The sequence below is a fragment of the Priestia koreensis genome (assembly GCF_022646885.1).
GTDB classification, from domain to species: domain Bacteria; phylum Bacillota; class Bacilli; order Bacillales; family Bacillaceae_H; genus Bacillus_AG; species Bacillus_AG koreensis_A.
Genome location: NZ_CP061868.1, coordinates 1,050,264 through 1,067,488 on the forward strand (window position 1 = coordinate 1,050,264; position 17,225 = coordinate 1,067,488).

17 protein-coding genes and 1 riboswitch are annotated in these 17,225 nt (G+C 40.8%); of the genes, 10 read left to right on the forward strand and 7 right to left on the reverse strand.

Annotated features, from left to right (window positions below; translation table 11 throughout):
* The first annotated feature begins 101 nt into the window (after window positions 1-101).
* Entirely contained in the window at window positions 102-428 is a 327-nt protein-coding gene (locus IE339_RS05170; RefSeq protein ID WP_053399682.1) for a hypothetical protein, read from the forward strand.
* A 298-nt stretch (window positions 429-726) separates the two neighbouring features.
* Window positions 727-1,563 (forward strand): cell wall hydrolase, encoded by an 837-nt coding sequence (locus IE339_RS05175; protein ID WP_242174180.1) that lies wholly within the window; start codon window positions 727-729, stop codon window positions 1,561-1,563.
* 531 nt (window positions 1,564-2,094) lie between these two features.
* Here the strand turns inward: IE339_RS05175 and IE339_RS05180 are convergent.
* Window positions 2,095-2,274 (reverse strand): hypothetical protein, encoded by a 180-nt coding sequence (locus IE339_RS05180; RefSeq protein ID WP_242174182.1) that lies wholly within the window; start codon window positions 2,272-2,274, stop codon window positions 2,095-2,097.
* Window positions 2,275-2,460: 186 nt separating this feature from the next.
* Here IE339_RS05180 and IE339_RS05185 point away from each other — a divergent pair, with 186 nt between their 5' ends.
* Window positions 2,461-2,736, forward strand: a complete 276-nt coding sequence (locus IE339_RS05185) for a hypothetical protein (RefSeq protein ID WP_053399685.1) — start codon at window positions 2,461-2,463, stop codon at window positions 2,734-2,736.
* A gap of 68 nt (window positions 2,737-2,804) precedes the next feature.
* On the opposite strand, the gene IE339_RS05190 is transcribed toward IE339_RS05185, so the two are convergent.
* Both IE339_RS05190 and IE339_RS05195 read right to left on the reverse strand, forming a co-directional pair.
* Window positions 2,805-3,074 (reverse strand): hypothetical protein, encoded by a 270-nt coding sequence (locus IE339_RS05190; protein WP_242174184.1) that lies wholly within the window; start codon window positions 3,072-3,074, stop codon window positions 2,805-2,807.
* Between the two features lies 1 nt (window position 3,075).
* On the reverse strand, window positions 3,076-3,579 hold the full coding sequence (locus IE339_RS05195; protein ID WP_242174186.1) for an RNase A-like domain-containing lipoprotein: 504 nt from the start codon (window positions 3,577-3,579) through the stop codon (window positions 3,076-3,078).
* A 172-nt stretch (window positions 3,580-3,751) separates the two neighbouring features.
* Here IE339_RS05195 and IE339_RS05200 point away from each other — a divergent pair, with 172 nt between their 5' ends.
* Window positions 3,752-5,047, forward strand: a complete 1,296-nt coding sequence (locus IE339_RS05200; protein WP_242174188.1) for an NCS2 family permease — start codon at window positions 3,752-3,754, stop codon at window positions 5,045-5,047.
* 59 nt (window positions 5,048-5,106) lie between these two features.
* Here the strand turns inward: IE339_RS05200 and IE339_RS05205 are convergent, their stop codons facing one another.
* Complete coding sequence (locus tag IE339_RS05205) at window positions 5,107-5,271, reverse strand: hypothetical protein (protein ID WP_242174190.1); 165 nt, start codon at window positions 5,269-5,271, stop codon at window positions 5,107-5,109.
* A gap of 188 nt (window positions 5,272-5,459) precedes the next feature.
* Between IE339_RS05205 and IE339_RS05210 the strand changes: the two genes are divergently transcribed.
* Together IE339_RS05210 and IE339_RS05215 are read left to right on the forward strand one after the other, a co-directional pair.
* Window positions 5,460-5,825: a cbb3-type cytochrome c oxidase subunit I gene (locus tag IE339_RS05210; RefSeq protein ID WP_242174191.1), complete on the forward strand. Its 366-nt coding sequence runs from the start codon at window positions 5,460-5,462 to the stop codon at window positions 5,823-5,825.
* Between the two features lie 94 nt (window positions 5,826-5,919).
* Window positions 5,920-6,177, forward strand: a complete 258-nt coding sequence (locus IE339_RS05215) for a hypothetical protein (RefSeq protein WP_053399690.1) — start codon at window positions 5,920-5,922, stop codon at window positions 6,175-6,177.
* Window positions 6,178-6,219: 42 nt separating this feature from the next.
* Here IE339_RS05215 and IE339_RS05220 read toward each other — a convergent pair whose 3' ends face one another.
* On the reverse strand, window positions 6,220-7,035 hold the full coding sequence (locus IE339_RS05220; RefSeq protein WP_242174193.1) for an HAD family hydrolase: 816 nt from the start codon (window positions 7,033-7,035) through the stop codon (window positions 6,220-6,222).
* A gap of 260 nt (window positions 7,036-7,295) precedes the next feature.
* Here IE339_RS05220 and IE339_RS05225 point away from each other — a divergent pair, with 260 nt between their 5' ends.
* The 3 genes from IE339_RS05225 to IE339_RS05235 are packed head-to-tail and all read left to right on the forward strand — an operon-like array spanning window position 7,296 to window position 8,829.
* Window positions 7,296-7,817, forward strand: a complete 522-nt coding sequence (locus IE339_RS05225) for a CalY family protein (RefSeq protein WP_242174197.1) — start codon at window positions 7,296-7,298, stop codon at window positions 7,815-7,817.
* Between the two features lie 11 nt (window positions 7,818-7,828).
* Complete coding sequence (locus IE339_RS05230) at window positions 7,829-8,296, forward strand: signal peptidase I (RefSeq protein WP_242174199.1); 468 nt, start codon at window positions 7,829-7,831, stop codon at window positions 8,294-8,296.
* Between the two features lie 17 nt (window positions 8,297-8,313).
* The gene (locus IE339_RS05235; RefSeq protein WP_242174201.1) at window positions 8,314-8,829 is read left to right on the forward strand and encodes a hypothetical protein; all 516 of its coding nucleotides are present in this window, start codon (window positions 8,314-8,316) and stop codon (window positions 8,827-8,829) included.
* 29 nt (window positions 8,830-8,858) lie between these two features.
* On the opposite strand, the gene metH is transcribed toward IE339_RS05235, so the two are convergent.
* Both metH and IE339_RS05245 read right to left on the reverse strand, forming a co-directional pair.
* A complete protein-coding gene (gene metH / locus IE339_RS05240) occupies window positions 8,859-12,308 on the reverse strand; it encodes a methionine synthase (protein WP_242174203.1) in 3,450 nt (1,149 codons plus the stop codon).
* Window positions 12,309-14,144: a bifunctional homocysteine S-methyltransferase/methylenetetrahydrofolate reductase gene (locus IE339_RS05245; RefSeq protein ID WP_242174204.1), complete on the reverse strand. Its 1,836-nt coding sequence runs from the start codon at window positions 14,142-14,144 to the stop codon at window positions 12,309-12,311.
* 97 nt (window positions 14,145-14,241) lie between these two features.
* Window positions 14,242-14,348, reverse strand: a riboswitch (SAM riboswitch).
* 303 nt (window positions 14,349-14,651) lie between these two features.
* Here IE339_RS05245 and IE339_RS05250 point away from each other — a divergent pair.
* Complete coding sequence (locus IE339_RS05250; RefSeq protein WP_242174206.1) at window positions 14,652-17,219, forward strand: bifunctional 2',3'-cyclic-nucleotide 2'-phosphodiesterase/3'-nucleotidase; 2,568 nt, start codon at window positions 14,652-14,654, stop codon at window positions 17,217-17,219.
* Window positions 17,220-17,225 lie beyond the last annotated feature (6 nt).

Below are 17,225 nucleotides of genomic sequence, written 5' to 3' on the forward strand. Positions count from 1 at the left end.
AGAAGTTTTATTGGATGATGGCTTGTGCAAGTAGCGGCATGCTATTAGTTGTTAGTCTACATTCAGCATAAAGCTTACATTGGAGTATAGGAGGGAATGGCATGGATGAATTTAAAGGAAGTAAATCGCCCTTTTATTTTGCCGATTACATTTGGAAAGATAAAAGTGGGGAAACGACTTATGGGATGCTGTTAATTAAGCGCCCAGAAGAAGACGCCGAAGAAGACCTCCATTCATTGTTACAAGAAGCACATCTTCATCAAAAGAAAGTAGCCATTACGACTGTATATGACAATCGTGAGCAGTTATTAAATGGGTATGTGGTTCATATCTCGAAAGACGAAGATGTTTTCACTTTCATGGATGAGCAAGGCGCGAAACTCGTCATTGATTTTTATGATGTAGTGGAGATCAATATAGAAGATTAATGAAACAGAAGTAAGCTCTTCGCTTGCTTCTGTTTTTTTTTTTTGCCTTTTTTCGGTTGATTGTGAACTGTTCAAAATAGGTCTAGAAATAAACAGACTATTTAGTTATAGACTTTTTCTTACTATAATTTACATAAACTAGCTCAAATATTTCTATTTATGTAACAAATGTAAAGCGAGGGAGGAAAGTGTAACGATTTTAATGGACTTAATATAAAAGTAACCATTTTATGCAGTGTAATCCGAAAATAGGTGTGTTAACGTATGTACATACCAATTTTTCAGGAGGAATATTTTTATGAAAAAAAATAGCATGAAAAAATGGGTTATTGCTTCTACAGCTACTTTCTCATTTTTAACAATCCAAGGAGTAGCTCAAGCAGACACACAACATAGTGTACATGAGGGTGATACATTATGGTCGCTTGGACAGAAGTATGGGGTTTCAGTAGATAACATTAAAAATGTCAACCATCGTCAAAACGATACCATTTATGTTGGAGAAACATTATCCATCCCAGATGGTCAGCCTGCACAAAGCGGATCTTATACCGTAGCAGCTGGTGACACATTATGGTCTATTTCATCAAAACACGGCGTATCAGTAGATGCTGTGAAACAAGCGAACAACTTATCATCAGATATAATTTCGGTTGGGCAAACATTAACAATCCCAACTGGAGGACAGGCGCCAGCACAAGCACAGCCAGCACAAGCACAGTCAGCGCAAGCACAGCCGGCTCCTGCACCAGCGCCACAGCCAGCGCAAGCAAATGCAAATAATGAAGAAAAAGAATTATTAGCTCGTCTTGTAGAAGCTGAAGCAAAAGGAGAGCCACACGCTGGTAAAGTAGCGGTTGCGACTGTTGTCTTAAACCGTGTGGATTCACCGGATTTCCCTAACTCCATTTCTGAGGTTATCAATCAACCTGGTGCGTTCTCGCCCGTATCAAATGGAGCAATCAATCAACCAGCTTCAGATGATTCAAAACGTGCTGTAGATGAGGCGTTCGCCAATAGAGGTGCTACACAAAACGGCGCATTATTCTTCTACAACCCACAAACAGCTCAAGATGAATGGATTAAGTCTCGTCAAGTAACAGCTGTCATTGGGAATCATGTATTTGCTAAATAAAGACTTTTACTGATTTTCATTTTAATAGATAAAGCTTTACCTACATATGAGTCATTGATTACTTGTATGTTTTATGAAGCCATAACCCATATGAAAAGGTGAATAACCTTTCTGAAAACCTCGCGTTTGAATGAGACGCGAGGTTTTTAGTTGGACATTTTTTGTCTAAATAGGGAGAGCTTTGAAAAAAAGTCTTGCTTTTTGAAATCGTTTACGGTAATAATATAAATAGAAAGTCATGTTGAATGTCTGCTTTGATTCTACTTCTTTTTTTAGTCTTAATGTAAGCGATTACAGTTTTATGTGATTTTGCCATCATTCATAAAGTTGTTACGGATTGCTGTCGTGCTGGGGGAAATATTCACGGTATTTAAAAAAGGGGTTTATATACACGTGTTCAAAAGTAGAAGAAAAAAAGCTATTCAACATACATACGCAGTGTAACGGAAAAGGGGCCGTTGCACTGTTTTTTTATATACAAAAGAACAGGAGCTGTGCTGCTCCTGTTCTTTTGTGTTAGTGAACATCTATTTATTGAGATTTAGGCTTATGGTTTTGGAGCTCCTTTTGTCTGCTGACGATTTCACCGAGGTGCATCGTAGTGTGGATGTTTCCTGTTAATCCTTTTGAACTTTTTCGGCGATTCGCCGTGAAGATAAGAACAGTAAGAGCAACAATAATTGCAAAAGCAGCTATAATCCAAGGAATCATGATTGAAATCTCCTCCTGGTATGAGAAATAATTAGTAAATAAATACCCGATCGATCAGGCGGTAAACGTTGGAAGTTGGACAAATACCTAGAAAAAATCATGGGCTTAAGGCATCCGCCCACTCATTTCTTCCTTCTGCTTCATATGCTACAAAGTAACGTAATTCGAAATGCAGGAGGGAACAGTATGCAAGATCCAACTTTATTATATTCATTCGATGACACACGCCGTCCTTTTGGGGGTTTTGGAGGATTTGGTAGACCAGGATTCGGCTTTGGTCGTCCAGGGTTTGGCTTCGGTCGTCCAGGGTTTGGCTTCGGTAGACCAGGATTTGGATTTGGTTTTGGACTTCCGTTCGTTGGAGGATTAGCGTTAGGTACAGCATTATCAGGCCCAGGATATTATCCATATTATCCGCCGTATCCACCATACTCACCATATCCTTATTATCCTTATTATTAACCTGAGAGAGGTTGTAGGGGGAATTTCCCCCTATACATATAAAGATCCTGCACTAGGGTGCAGGATCTTTATTTTTCTTGCTGCAGTTGTTGAAGGCTGTACAAAATCCACTCTTTCGTTTCAGAAATGGATAGCACCCTAGAGCCGAATTCTTCAATCAGGTCTTGAGCCGTTTTGTATTGCTCATCATGGATAATTTGCGTGAGCTCTACTTGAAGCTGATGCTGAATCTCAGAATCCTCTCCGTCTATAAATAGCTCAATTATCGACCAAAATTCGTCCTGGTCTAAGCTCAACGTACAGTAGGATGTCAAAAAGTACTGAAATTCCTTATACATCTTAATCTCCTCGCTTTGCTACAGGATACGATGTAATAATTTTATATTTTCGTTCACTTGTTGGATCTTTTGCTAATACGGTAAGCGTATTATGTAGCTCGTTATGTACGCGCATATCCGATCGAAGCACTGATTTTCCAACTGCAAAGGAGTGCGAAGTTTGCAGAACAAGGCGATCACGCTTTGATTGAAGCCAGTTATCGATGTCCTTTTCATGTACCTTCAACGCTTCTTCGACTGCTTTTGTGGCAGTATCTTTATCCGAATAAGAACTCGCTGCTGTCACGTGTTCTCGCTGGACGCGCTCTGTTAATTCCTGATCTGTTTTTCCAACGTGCTTTTCAAGCGTATGTCCGTTTTTTGGTGGACCTTCCATTTCATCAAGAATGCTGCTTTCCTGCTTTTCTGAAGACGTAGAATGTGGTTGCTCGCTGCTGAGATTACACCCAGAAAGGGCAAAAACCGCTAGGAGAAAAACCATCCATATCATGTGTAGCTTTTTCATTTCTTCACCTCGTAAAATAGTATACAGAAAAATAAATCCACTCACAAAAATTTTGGCAAGAAGCACAAACAGGGGGCAAACACCCTTGCAAGGCTGTTAATTTCTGATATAATAACTGACGGTGGCTTTTGCCATTGGGTGGGAGAGGGAATTTTGTAGAGAAGGAAATACTTTGAAAGCAATAGCAGAAAGAATTTTTAAGCTGAACGAACATCACACGACGTTGGGAAAAGAAAGCATTGCAGGTGTGGTCGCTTTTTTATCCATCATCTACATCGTCGCGATCAACGCAACCATTTTGTCTGATGCAGGCATTCCGTTTGAAGCAGGAGTCTTTGCAACGGTTATGACTTCCTTCATTGGCTGTTTATTAATGGCCTTTTGGGCGAATGCTCCGATTATTTTAGTTCCCGGCATGGGAATTAATGCACTATTTACGTATACGATGGTGCAATCGATGGGGTTGTCTTGGCAGGAAGCGCTTTGTGCGGTATTTGTATCAGGAGTTTTATTTGTGGTGTTGGCATTTTCACGAGTTTCAACAGTGCTTGTAAAATCCATTCCTCATTCATTGAAGGAAGCAATTACGGTTGGCGTCGGTTTGTTTTTAACGTTTATAGGACTTCAAAAAGGTGGAATTGTGAAGCCGAGTGAGACGACGTTTGTCGCTCTTGGAGATTTAAGCAGTCCAGCGGTACTCGCGACGTTAATTACGCTTGCGATTACGGTGGTGTTGTTCATTCGAAACGTGCAAGGAAATTTCTTAATTAGTATGGCGATTGGTAGTTTGTTAGCCTGGCTTCTTGGAGTCGTACCCGCAGCAAGTGAAGCGCCTGTTCAAAATGGAGCAACGTTTTTTGACAGCTTTGCCGTTCTATCGTTTAGTGGAGTAGCAAAGATCTCGTTTTGGGCTGCTGTCTTTTCCATGACGATGGTATTAATTTTTGAAAATATCGGCCTTATTCACGGTCATTTACAGATGACGGGAAGAGAAGACAAGTTTTCAAAAGCGTTTCAAGCGAATGCGGTATCCTCTATGCTATGTGGAATTTTTGGAACGAGTCCAACTGTTTCAACGGTTGAGAGTGCGACAGGAATTGCTTCTGGCGGACGCACAGGATTTACGTCCTTTATTACAGGATCGTTATTTTTAGTGTCGTTACTATTTATCCCGATCATTAAGCTTGTGCCAAACAGCGCCATTGCACCTATTTTAATTGTCATTGGTGGATTAATGATTCAGAATATCAAAAACATTAATTTGCAGGATTTGACAGAAGGATTTCCGGCCTTTTTAATTATTGCCTTAATTCCGCTTACGTATAGTATTGCAGATGGCATTGCATTCGGTTTTATTGCGTATCCACTGTTAAAAGTGTCGCTCGGCCGAATTAAAGATGTATCTATTGCGATGTATATTATAGCGTTTTTATTTCTATTGAATTTTGTTTTACATTATATGTCATAGTGTGTGATATAAAAAAAGCGTCTCCTGCGAATATCGTGGAGACGCTTTTTTCAATGCCGTCAGTTCTGTGAATGAGATGATTCAGAAGGGAACTGTTCAGTAGGAGTCGTAGAACGAGCAGGTTCTTTTGGGTGGTTTTCTTTTTTTCGAATGCTGAAATCAGGAAGCATGGCCAGAAACAGAATGGCTCCAAAAAAGATCAAGAAGAAGGTCCAAACAGGCATATCTATCATTCTCCTTTCTAGTAATAGTATACGAATCTGCTAGATTAAAAGTTTCGTTTGTTGGCAAAATAAGCTTGTACATGTTTTTTTATCGAAAACCATTTTTTAACAGTAACCTCATTTTAGACTTCTACGGAAATAAATTATGAATATGAATAAAAAGACCTATAAAGAATGGGGGAGTTAAAATGGGTATCCGAATGATTAAAATATCTGCTGTTTATTTTGCTATTGGAATGATTTTGGGTTATTACATGTCCATTGTTCATCAATACGCTTTGACTCCTGTACATGTCCACATTAACCTTCTTGGATGGACATCTCTGACGTTAGCCGGATTACTTTATCATCTATTTCCCGATATTTCTAGAAATATGCTCACAAAGATTCACGTATGGCTTCACAACATTGGTTTGCCAATCATGATGATTGGACTAACATTGACGCTCTTATTGAACACTCAAACGTTCATTCCGGTTGTGGCAGCAGGCGCTACATTAGTGGCGATTGGTGTACTTGTGTTTGTTTATAACGTAGTGAAGAACTTAAAATAGTTCGTGTCTTTTTCGGTTGAAATTAAAGGAATTTGGCCGGCGATCACGAATATAATTAATAGTAACAATCGTCATTAAAAGAGGAGGATGGAATATGGAAGAACGTGATCAGTTGCTGCGTGTTCGCGAGCTAGCCAATGAAATTTTACGTCTTAAGGTGCAAGATCGTACAACTTACGATGAGTTAGAGCTACGAAATAATGTGGAATTATTAGCACGTTCCGTAGTCGACTTGACGACGCTCCATCTTAACGAAGATGTCGATCCACCTACATCCTTGCGAGCAACAGTCTCAAAGCTTAAAATGGCGTGTAACAATATGGGGAACTACAAAAAGACTGAAATTATATAAGTAAAGAAGAGCTGACGTTTTCTGAAGCGTCAGCTCTTTTTGTTATGCGTTTGTATTCATTTTGCTTTCTTCACGATTTTGGCGTAAGACAATTTCTGCAGCTTCACTGACAGAATCCACGACATAGTTTGCTTCCTGTTTCACTTCGTCATACGCCTCGCTCATTGCAAAGCTATTTGGCGTTAAGCGGAACATCGGGATATCATTGAAATTATCTCCCACACACGCAATTTCGTCTGGCTTAAGATCAAGGTGATCGAGTAGTACCGCAATGGCATTTCCTTTGCTAATATGCTTAGGCATAATATCTAAACAGCTTTTGGCTGAGATATATGTGTCAATGTCATCACCAAACATTTCATTAAGCTTTTTTTGTAACTCTACGACCTGTTCATGGTCACCAAGCACCGTAATTTTTGAAGGATTTAGTGAAGTTGAGAGATCTTCTAACATCGCAGGATTTTCCTCAATAGGAAAAAACATCACTTTTTCAATTTCTTTGACAACGTCCGACATTTCTTCTACGAAATTCGTGTTATCTGAGCAAACAAGCGTAATTTTATCAGGCATTTTAGTGAGCGAATAGAGCTTAGAAGCAAGCTCGTGGTCAAACGTTTTTTCATGAAGAGATTGATCATCATGTGTAAGTACAAATGCACCGTTTTGACTGACGCGATGAACGTCACCTTCTAGTGCTTCACTAACTTTTAAAATTTCATTATCCATACGACCTGATGCTAAGCAAATCTCAACTCCGCTTTCTTTTAACTGCTGCAGAGCATCAATTTCTTTTTGTTCGACTTTCTTATCATGATTCAAAAGAGTACCGTCCAAATCACTTACAAATAATTTAATCATTATGCTTACTCTCCTTTGCTGTAAATAGGGGAAACGTACGTAAAATAACAACGAGCTTTTGTAAAAACGGAATAGGAGCTCAAACCTTCATGCTAGCAATTATAAGGAATTGAAAGGGAATGTGCAATTTAATCAACTTTTCAAAGATAGGTCCATTCACTAGGTCATTTTTGTACTCTGATGAATACACTTGTAGTACTGAACAAAATTTTCACATAATCTTTCAGAGGTGAACAACTGCAGTGAAGAAGACAACGATAATGAAAAGATATATGTGGTTAGTAGGCAGTATTTTTTTATTGATTCCGTTATTGTTTTTTCAATCGACATCGGCTTTACTCACAAAGCGCATCGATGATCCAAATAATACGTTTCAAACAGGGACATTAAATATGAGTGTTTCTCCCAGTGCCGTTTTTAATATTACGAATATGGTACCAGGTGATTTTGCTGCGAAAACCGTGACGATACAAAATACGGGTAACGTAGATTTTACGTATGTAGTAGGAGCCATTAATACAGGGAGTACAAACCTGTGGACGGATAAAACAAATGGTCTTCAAGTTGAAATTAAAAAGGGCGCGACAACATATTATTCAGGGCCTGTTTCTGATGTGAGTACAAATCCTGCCTCCCCGCTTTCGCTGCCTGTCGGTCAAAATGATGTATTAACGATTAAAGTGACGCTTCCAATTTCAGCCGACAATACATTTCAAATGCTGACAGAAGTGATCACATTTACGTTTCAAGCTACTCAGCTACCTGGTCAGGATCGTTCATAGGAGGGGATGAGATGAAGCAGGCCATCAGTTTCACGTTTTTAATCCTCGCACTTCTTACGTTTTTACTTTTTTGCTTCTTTTATACGGCAGGATGGCGTTTTAATACGGTCATGACTGGAAGTATGGAGCCGACGATTGACCGAGGGGCATTGGTCGTCACAAAGCCTCTGCAAATTTCTAATGGGATCGTAAATAAAATCATTTTATTTGATCCGAAAAATTATGACGGGACTATTTTGCACCGTGTAAAGAAGGAGCATATTGAAAAAGACGGTACGCTTGTTTTTACGACAAAAGGGGACGCCAATTTAGTAACGGATCGAGTAGTGGTCTATCCAAACGAAGTGAAAGGCGTATATGTTTTTCACGTGCCTTATTTAGGATATACGGCTGAGTTTGTGCAAAAACATCTTGTATGGATCAGTATCCTGTTACTAGTGCTTCTATTGATATGTGTAAAAAAAAAGTCACGTTTGTAAGTATGGTGCTCATTTGGATGATCACGATGCTTTTGGTTTCAGCACCTGTATACGCGCTCTTCCAAAAAACGAGGACGGACGTGGTGACTTTCTCGACGGGATCAGGCTTTTTCTTTTACTATTTATTAAACAGCACAAATACCATGCAGCCTAACAATTCCTCGACACCGATATCAACAGGACAAAATCAGACGCTCAAAGTAAACATCGGCATTTTATCAAGTTTGCTTGATCCAGGCCGAACCATTGCCAATATCTTCACCATTACAAATAAAACGAATCAGACGCTGAATGTACAGATGACGATTGAAAATACGTCACAGCCTACTCTTTCACTAGTGGGTATTGATTATATTCTAGGAATTAGCAATCAAACAATCGCTCCTAATACAACAAAAAGCGTGAGCGTAACGGCTCAGTTTTTACCTCTTCTAAAAATAGGAGGGAGATATACGGGAAATATTGTTTTGAAAGATGTCGCGAATAACTTGGAGTACCGTGTTCCGGTAGAAGTGGTCATTTTAATAGTTTAAACGGCCGGTCAAAAGACCGGCTGTTTAAATTATAATACATTAAAATATCGTGCCTCTGGGTGAGCAAATACAAGAGCTGTAACAGAAGCTTCTGGTTCCATCATGAACCCTTCTGTTAGACGAATACCAATCTCCTCGGGATGCAGCAGACGGAAGAGTTTTTCTTGATCCTCTAAGTCCGGACAAGCAGGGTAGCCAAACGAGAACCGCTGCCCCTGGTATTTTGCCGAAAAGCGTTCGTCCATTGTAAAGTCCGGTGAATCAGGGAATCCCCACTGATCACGAACCTGCTGGTGAACACGTTCAGCTAGTCCTTCAGCCGTTTCAAGTGCTAACGCTTGTAAGGCATGGCTCTTTAGAAAATCACCTCTATCTTTATATTCCTGTGATAAAGAACGAATGCCAGTACCCGCTGTGACGGCTAAGAAGCAGACGTAATCCATTTGATTGGAGTCCACAGACTTTACGTAATCAGCAAGGCAAAGATAAGGTGCCTTGTCCTGACGTGGAAACGTGAATGTTTCAATGACTTTTGTGTGATCGTTCGGGTCGTAAATGAGAACATCGTTTCCTCGTGATTGCGTCGGAAAAAATTGATACAGAGCAGATGGTTTAATAAGCTTCTCGGATTTAGCTTTTATGAACAGTTCGTCGACAACTTCCTTGATCTTTAATGTACGCTCATCCTTTTCTTGAAGTAGTCGTTTAATTTTCCCTTTGATTCCGAGATGATGCCCAAGCAGCATTTGCTGATTGATATAAGGCTCTACGTGAGAAAGGTCGTAATGTTTAATCACATGGCGATCCGTATCGTGCGGAACAAACACCGGTACGTCTGTTGAAATCGCTGATCGCTCTAATACAGCAGTTGCGGAACGTTCTTTCTTTTGACTTTGAATAAGAGCTGTGTTTGCGACTGACTTTTCCTGACGTTCTTTGATCTCTAGAATGAACTGCTGACTTTCCTGTTTATTTTGAAGGCGGTTTGCAATCGATAATCCATCCATCGCATCCTTTGCATACAAGACGACTCCGTTGTATTCAGGTGCAATTTTATTATCCGTGAACTTTCTAGACAATGCCGCACCTCCCACTAAAATAGGAAGCTTAATTTCCGACTGCGTTAAATCCTGTGCGGTCAGGACCATTTGTTGTGCGGACTTCACAAGGAGTCCAGAAAGTCCGATCATGTCCGGCTTTTCTTTTTGAACAGCAGAAATTAAGTCTTGTGGCGTGACTTTAATACCAAGATCGACAACCTTAAATCCGTTATTACTTAAAATAATATCGACTAAATTTTTTCCGATATCATGAACGTCACCTTTAACCGTAGCAAGAAGAACTTTCCCTTTCCCGTTATCATCTTCTTTTTTCTCCATGTGTGGCTCTAAAAAGGCAACGGATGCCTTCATTACCTCGGCGCTTTGTAACACTTCTGCGACGATTAACTGATTATCGTTAAAAAGGCGACCAACTTCTGACATCCCGTTCATAAGAGGGCCATTAATAATATCGAGTGGATCCGCATATTTAGCAAGCGCTTCTTCTAAGTCCGGTAACAATCCTTCTTTCGTGCCTTCTACAACGTAGCTTGCCAAACGCTCTTCAAGTGACAAGTTGCTGAGCTCGACCTTTGTTGTCTGTTTTTTATCGCGATAAAAGTTCGTGAAAACTTCGAGCGTTTGATCATTCGTTTGGAAAAGAAGGTTATCTGCTAGCTTAATTTCATCTTCCGAAATGGACGCATAGCGCTCCAGTTTTTCGGTGTTGACAATCGCATAATCAAGTCCTGCCTGTGTACAGTGATACAAGTAGACGGCATTTAAAATTTCACGACCAACGGGGGGAAGCCCAAAGGAAACGTTACTGATTCCGAGAATCGTTAAGCACTGCGGAAGCTCTTTTTTGATTAACTCAATGCCACGAATGGTTGCTTCAGCAGATCCGATATACTGCTCATCTCCTGTTCCGACAGGAAACACGAGCGGATCAAAAATAATATCAGTCGGTTCTAGTCCATATTTATTCACTAATAGATCATACGAGCGTTTGGCAATTTCAACCTTTCGCTCAGCCGTAACGGCCATCCCAACCTCATCGATAGTTCCTACAACAAGCGCTGCGCCGAATTTTTTGACGAGGGGAAGGATTGCTTCAAATCGCTCTTCACCGTCTTCTAAGTTAATCGAGTTGATGATTACCTTTCCTTGTGAATACGTCAAAGCCTTTTCGATTACTTTTTCGTCCGTTGAGTCAATCACAAGCGGGACTTTGACTTTCTTGACGACTTCTTTGATAAAGTTCTCCATGTCTTCTAATTCATCCCGATCAGGATCGGCTAGGCAAATATCAATAACGTGTGCGCCGTTTTTTACTTGAGCACGCGCTACTTCAGACGCTTCTTCAATTTTTCCTTCTGCAATCAGACGCTTAAATTTACGAGAACCGATTACATTTGTACGCTCACCAACGAAAAGAGGGCGCATCGAGTCATCATAAATAAGGGGCTCAATACCCGAAACGGCATGGGAATGAGAGGGACGATCTAACGTTCTAGGTTCAATATCGTGTACGGCACGAGCAATCGCTTCAATGTGCTCGGGAGTCGTCCCGCAACAGCCACCTACGATGTTTAGCCAGCCCTTTTCAGCAAATCCTCGAAGCTTCGTCGCGAGAAGCTCAGGAGATTCGTGGTAGCGACCTTCTTCATCAGGAAGTCCGGCATTTGGGTAACAGCTCACAGCCGTTGTTGCAAGCTCTGACAGCGAACGAATATGATCGGTCATAAATTCGGGACCCGTCGCACAGTTTAGCCCAACTGAAAGTGGCTTCATATGCTCCAATGATAAGTAAAATGCCTCAATGTCTTGACCAGCAAGCGTCGTACCCATTGGTTCGATTGTTCCTGAAATCATAAGAGGGACTTTGTGTCCGGTAACTTCAAAAGCCTTGGAAATTCCTAAAAAGGCTGCTTTTACATTCAGCATATCTTGAGACGTTTCTAAAAGAAGAAGATCCACTCCGCCGTCAAGTAGACCTCGCGTTTGTTCCTCGTAAGAATGAGTCAACTCTTCAAACGTTGTCCCGCCCGTGACGGATAATGTTTTGGTTGTCGGCCCCATTGAACCTGCCACAAAACGCGGCCATTCAGAGGTTGAGTGCGTTTCACACGCTTCTTTTGCGAGTTTGGCTGATGCGACATTAAGCTCGTAGGCAAGGTGACCGAGCTCATATTCATCAAGCACTAAAGACGTGGCGCCGAATGTATTCGTCTCAATAATGTCAGCACCAGCTTTTAGATAGGTTTCGTGAATGTTCCGAATAACGGAAGGAGCGGTTAACGAGAGGTATTCGTTACATCCGTCATATTCGTCTCCACCAAAGTCTTGGGCGGTCAAGTCGGCTGCTTGAATCATCGTTCCCATCGCGCCGTCAATAATTAAAATTTTCTTTTTCAGTTGCGCATCGATCGTCGTCATTTACATCTTCCTTTCTGCGGTTACTGGTTGTTTTTGATGGATATACGACGTTAGCTGGGCCGTCATCTCATAGCGCATAAACGGTGTGATTAGGTAAATCCCGTTAAAAAGCTCGTAGGCTGTATCAATTAAATCTTTTGCAATTGCAAGGCCTTCTGCTTCGCCTTGGCTTCGGTCATCACCAGCATGCTCCATCGCTGCTAAAATATCCTCTGAAAGCTTAATGCCTGGCACCTCATGATGGATGAATCGGGCATTTTTAGCGCTCGTAAGCGGCATAATTCCAATATAAATGGGAGCCGTTAGGTGCTTTGTTGCTTCATATACATCTAGTATTTGTTTCTTCGAATATAAAGGCTGCGTAATAAAATAATGGGCGCCGCAGTCGATTTTCTTTTCTAAGCGCTGTACCGCACGATCCAGGTGACGAACGTTTGGATTAAAGGCAGCCGCAATGGAAAAATTCGTTTTTTGTCCGAGCGGCTTTCCGGAGTAAGACATACCTTCATTAAATTGTTTGATCAAGCTAATCAAATCAAACGATGATAAGTCATATACGGACGTTGCTCCTGGAAAATCGCCAATCTTTGAAGGATCTCCTGTAACCGCAAGCACTTGGTTAATACCTAACGTATGAAGTCCCATCAAGTGAGATTGTAGGCCAATTAAGTTCCGGTCTCGACACGTAATATGAACGAGCGGTCGAGCTTTAATATCACTTTGTAATAGCGTCGCCATCGCCAAGTTGCTAATGCGAGGGGAGGCGAGAGAATTATCTGCAAGCGTAATGGCATCTACTCCAACATCTTTTAACGCCTGAGCACCTCGTAAAAACTCACTGGCCCCAAGCTTTTTCGGTGGATCTAATTCAACGATGACCGATCGTCTTTCCTGTACAAGGTCATGAAGGTGCGGCTCAACCGGTTCGCCGTGGTCCTCAATAATAATGGACGGGCGCTTTTTGACAAGCTTTTCCGTAACGGGTGGAAGCCCCTTAACCGCTGATGCAATTGCTTCAATATGAGCAGGAGTTGTTCCGCAGCATCCGCCTATCAAACGAACACCTTGTTCACGAAATGCTTTAGCGGTTTGGTAAAAATAATCCTCATCTGTTTCATATACAAGTCTACCGTCCTGATAATCTGGTAAGCTTGCATTTGGATAAGCTGATAAAAAGGCTTTTTCCGGAAGATCGACTTCTGTTAACGATTCAATCATATGATAGGGGCCTAGGCGGCAGTTAAGACCAACAAGATCAGCTCCGAGACTTTCTAACTGTTTAAAAGCGTCATTAAGATGAGTGCCGTCTTGAAGCACACCAACTTCGTGAAGAGAAGCGTGTGTAATAATAGGCAAATTCGTTTCTTTGCGAGCGATCTCGAGCACCGTTTTTAGTTCCTCAAAGTCATAGTAGGTTTCAAAAAGAAGTCCATCAATGTCTCCTTGAAGAAGCCAAAAGAGCTGCTCTCTGACGCTCCGTTTAATTTCATCAATGGTCATGACGCTCTTTCGGAAGGAGCGAATGCCACCGATAGTGCCGACAACATATTTATCACCCGCAGCTTTGCGTGCCAGTTTGGTAGCGGCAACGTTAATATCTTTCACGGACTCTTCTAATCCGTAGCGGGCAAGTTTTTGATAGTTTGCCCCATACGTATTCGTTTGAATAATATCTGATCCTGCTTGAATATACGCTTCATGAATTCGCTGAATTTCTTCACTTTTTGTTACATTTAGTTCTTCAAAACAGCTGTCTACTCCATGCGCATAGAGGAGAGTACCTGTTGCGCCGTCTCCGATTAGTATTTTATTTTGTAAATCTGTTAATAATCCCAAAAAAATGGCCTCCTTAAATGAATGGAAGAAAGAGATATGTAGAAGGCTATTGGTAAAAAGAAAAAAGCCTTCTATGGTAGAAGACTTTTAAATCGCCTTCTCATCTTCCAAGCAATACTTGCTTAGCTGGATTTAGCACCGTGTCCACGACGACTGGTTGCTGAGGTTTCGTAGGGCCAGTCCCTCCACCTCTCTTGATAAGAATCTGGTATTTGTTTTTAAAATGATTAGTACTAATTTATCTGATTTTTATAAATAATACAACACTTATTAAGAAACTTTTTAATGTAAGCGTTATCTTTCGAGGGTAAGGGGTTTGGGACTTAAGTAGAGAGAATAATTTACATATATTGTGAGGATAGCCTCTAATTGAAAAAAGTTATGCTAAATTGTATTAATAGTGTAAATAGTTGATAATTTTTTGTAAAATATGTTTTCTTTTGTCGAGTTTTGTTTTAAAATGAAAACGTTCGGACTTTTACAAAAGTTATAGTGGGGGGAACCATTTTGAAAAAAACGAAAAAACGACTTGCGGCAGGTACAGCGTTAGCCCTAGGGTTGATCATTCCTCAAGTAGCACCAACACTTACATATGCAGACGTTGTGAATGAAAACGTCGTAAAATTACGTATTCTTGAAACTTCAGATATTCATACAAATCTAGTAAACTACGATTATTTCCAAGATAAAAAGACAGAAAAGTTCGGTCTTTCTAAAACGGCGAGCTTAATTCAAGCGGCGCGTACAGAAAATCCAAATACGCTATTGTTCGATAATGGTGACATTTTACAAGGAACACCGTTAAGTGATTACGTAGCAAAAAATATTTTTCCAAATGTAAAAAAAGAAGAGTTTGTGAATCCAGTTTTTAAAGTGCTTAACTTATTAAAGTATGACGGAGCAACGGCTGGAAATCATGAGTTTAACTATGGACTTGATTTCTTAAACAATAGCATTGATGATGCAAACTTCGCGTACGTGAATGCAAACGTATATCACGATGACAATGCAGATGGGAAGCCTGAACTTGATCATCCGTACTTTAAGCAATACGAAATTTTAGATCGTGAAGTGACGGACCAAAACGGTAACAAGCACACGGTCAAAGTAGGGGTAACAGGATTTGTTCCATCAGATATTATGAACTGGGATAGCGCGAATTTAAAAGGAAAAGTAGCGGTAACAGATATTGTGGAATCCGCTAAAAAAATCGTTCCTGAAATGAAAAAAGCGGGTGCGGATGTTGTCGTTGTTCTTTCTCACTCAGGTATCAGCACAGATCCATACACAGAAAACATGGAGAATGCGTCTTACTATGTTACACAAGTTCCTGGTGTAGACGTTGTCTTAACAGGACATCAACATAAAAAATTCCCAGCGCTTCCTGGTACAGCAGCAGACTACAAAGATAGCGCAGAGCTAAAAATCGATAACGCAAAAGGAACGATTAACGGAATTCCTGTCACAATGCCAAGTTCAACGGGTGACGTGTTAGGACAAGTTGATTTAACGCTTGAGCAAGTGGACGGCAAGTGGAAAGTAAAAGACAGTCAATCGGCGTTAAAACCAGTAGCAGATGCAAAAGGGACGCCTCTTGTAGAGTCTGACAAAGCAGTTGAAGATACTGTAAAAGATGAGCATGAAGCAACAATTAAGTATGTAAATCAGGCAGTAGGTAAGACAACCGCGCCGATTAACAGCTATTTTGCTCTTGTAAAAGATGATCCGTCTGTCCAAATCGTAAACCAAGCACAAAAGTGGTATATGGAGAAGAAGTTAGCAACAACAGAATATAAAAACCTTCCTGTACTTTCATCTGCAGCACCGTTTAAAGCAGGTGCACGTGGTGGAGCTGGTTATTACACAGACATCAAAGCTGGAGATTTAGCGATTAAAAACGTAGCAGATTTATACGTATATCCAAATACGGTATATGCGCTTAAATTAACAGGTAAGGAAATTAAAGAGTGGCTAGAGTGGTCAGCAGGACAGTTCAACCAAGTGGATCCATCTAAAACAGAAGAACAATCTCTTGTTAACCTTGATTTCCCTACGTACAACTTTGATATTATTGATGGAATTAAGTATCAAATCGACGTGACGCAACCGTATCGCTACAAAGATTACAAAGTAGCAGATGAAAATGCACATCGTATTAAAAATGTTGAGTATAATGGAAAACCACTTAAGGACGATCAGGAATTCGTTGTCGTAACGAACAACTATCGTGCAAGCACAAACCAAGTAATTAACCCAGGTGGGAAAAATACGATTTTGGCGTCTCCGGATGAAAACCGTCAAGTAATCATTGACTATATTCGTGAAAATGATGAAATCAATCCAACAGCGGATAACAACTGGACGTTTGCACCGGTGAACAAAGACGTGAATGTGACGTTCGAATCTTCTCCTAAAGCGCAAGCGTACCTTGCTGAAAAAGGACCAATTAGCTACATTGGAGAAAGTGCAAACAGCTTTGCGAAATATCAGCTTACATTACCAAAACAAGCGACACAGCCTGAAACACCAAAACAAAAGTTCAAAGATGTTGCTGAAGATCACTGGGCGTATAAATACATTCAAGAGTTAACGGACAAAGGTGTGCTAAAAGGCGTATCGACAGACATGTTCAATCCGAATGCAGCGATTACACGCGGTCAGTTCGTTTCCATTATTGCGCGCTCATTAGATTTAGAAGCGAAAAAATCTTCTGTATTTAAAGACGTGCCGGCAAATTCAGCTCTTGGTGCGGACATTCAAGCAGCGTACGAAGCGGGAATTGCAGTAGGGACAACGAAAACACGTTTCGAGCCGTCTAAGCCAATTACACGTGCTCAAATGGCCGTTCTTGTGATGAGAGCGTATGACTATAAAACAGGAAAAACGTACAAAGCAGATAAGCACGCACCATACCTAGATACAGAGAAACTAGGAGACTGGGCAGTACCTTCGATTGATGCAGCGTACGAGCTAGGCTTTATGACAGGTGCGACTGAGAAATCATTCAAGCCACAAGATTCTGCTAAGCGCGATCAAGCAGCACGCGTGTTATATCAACTCATTCAAAAGTTTTAATTCACT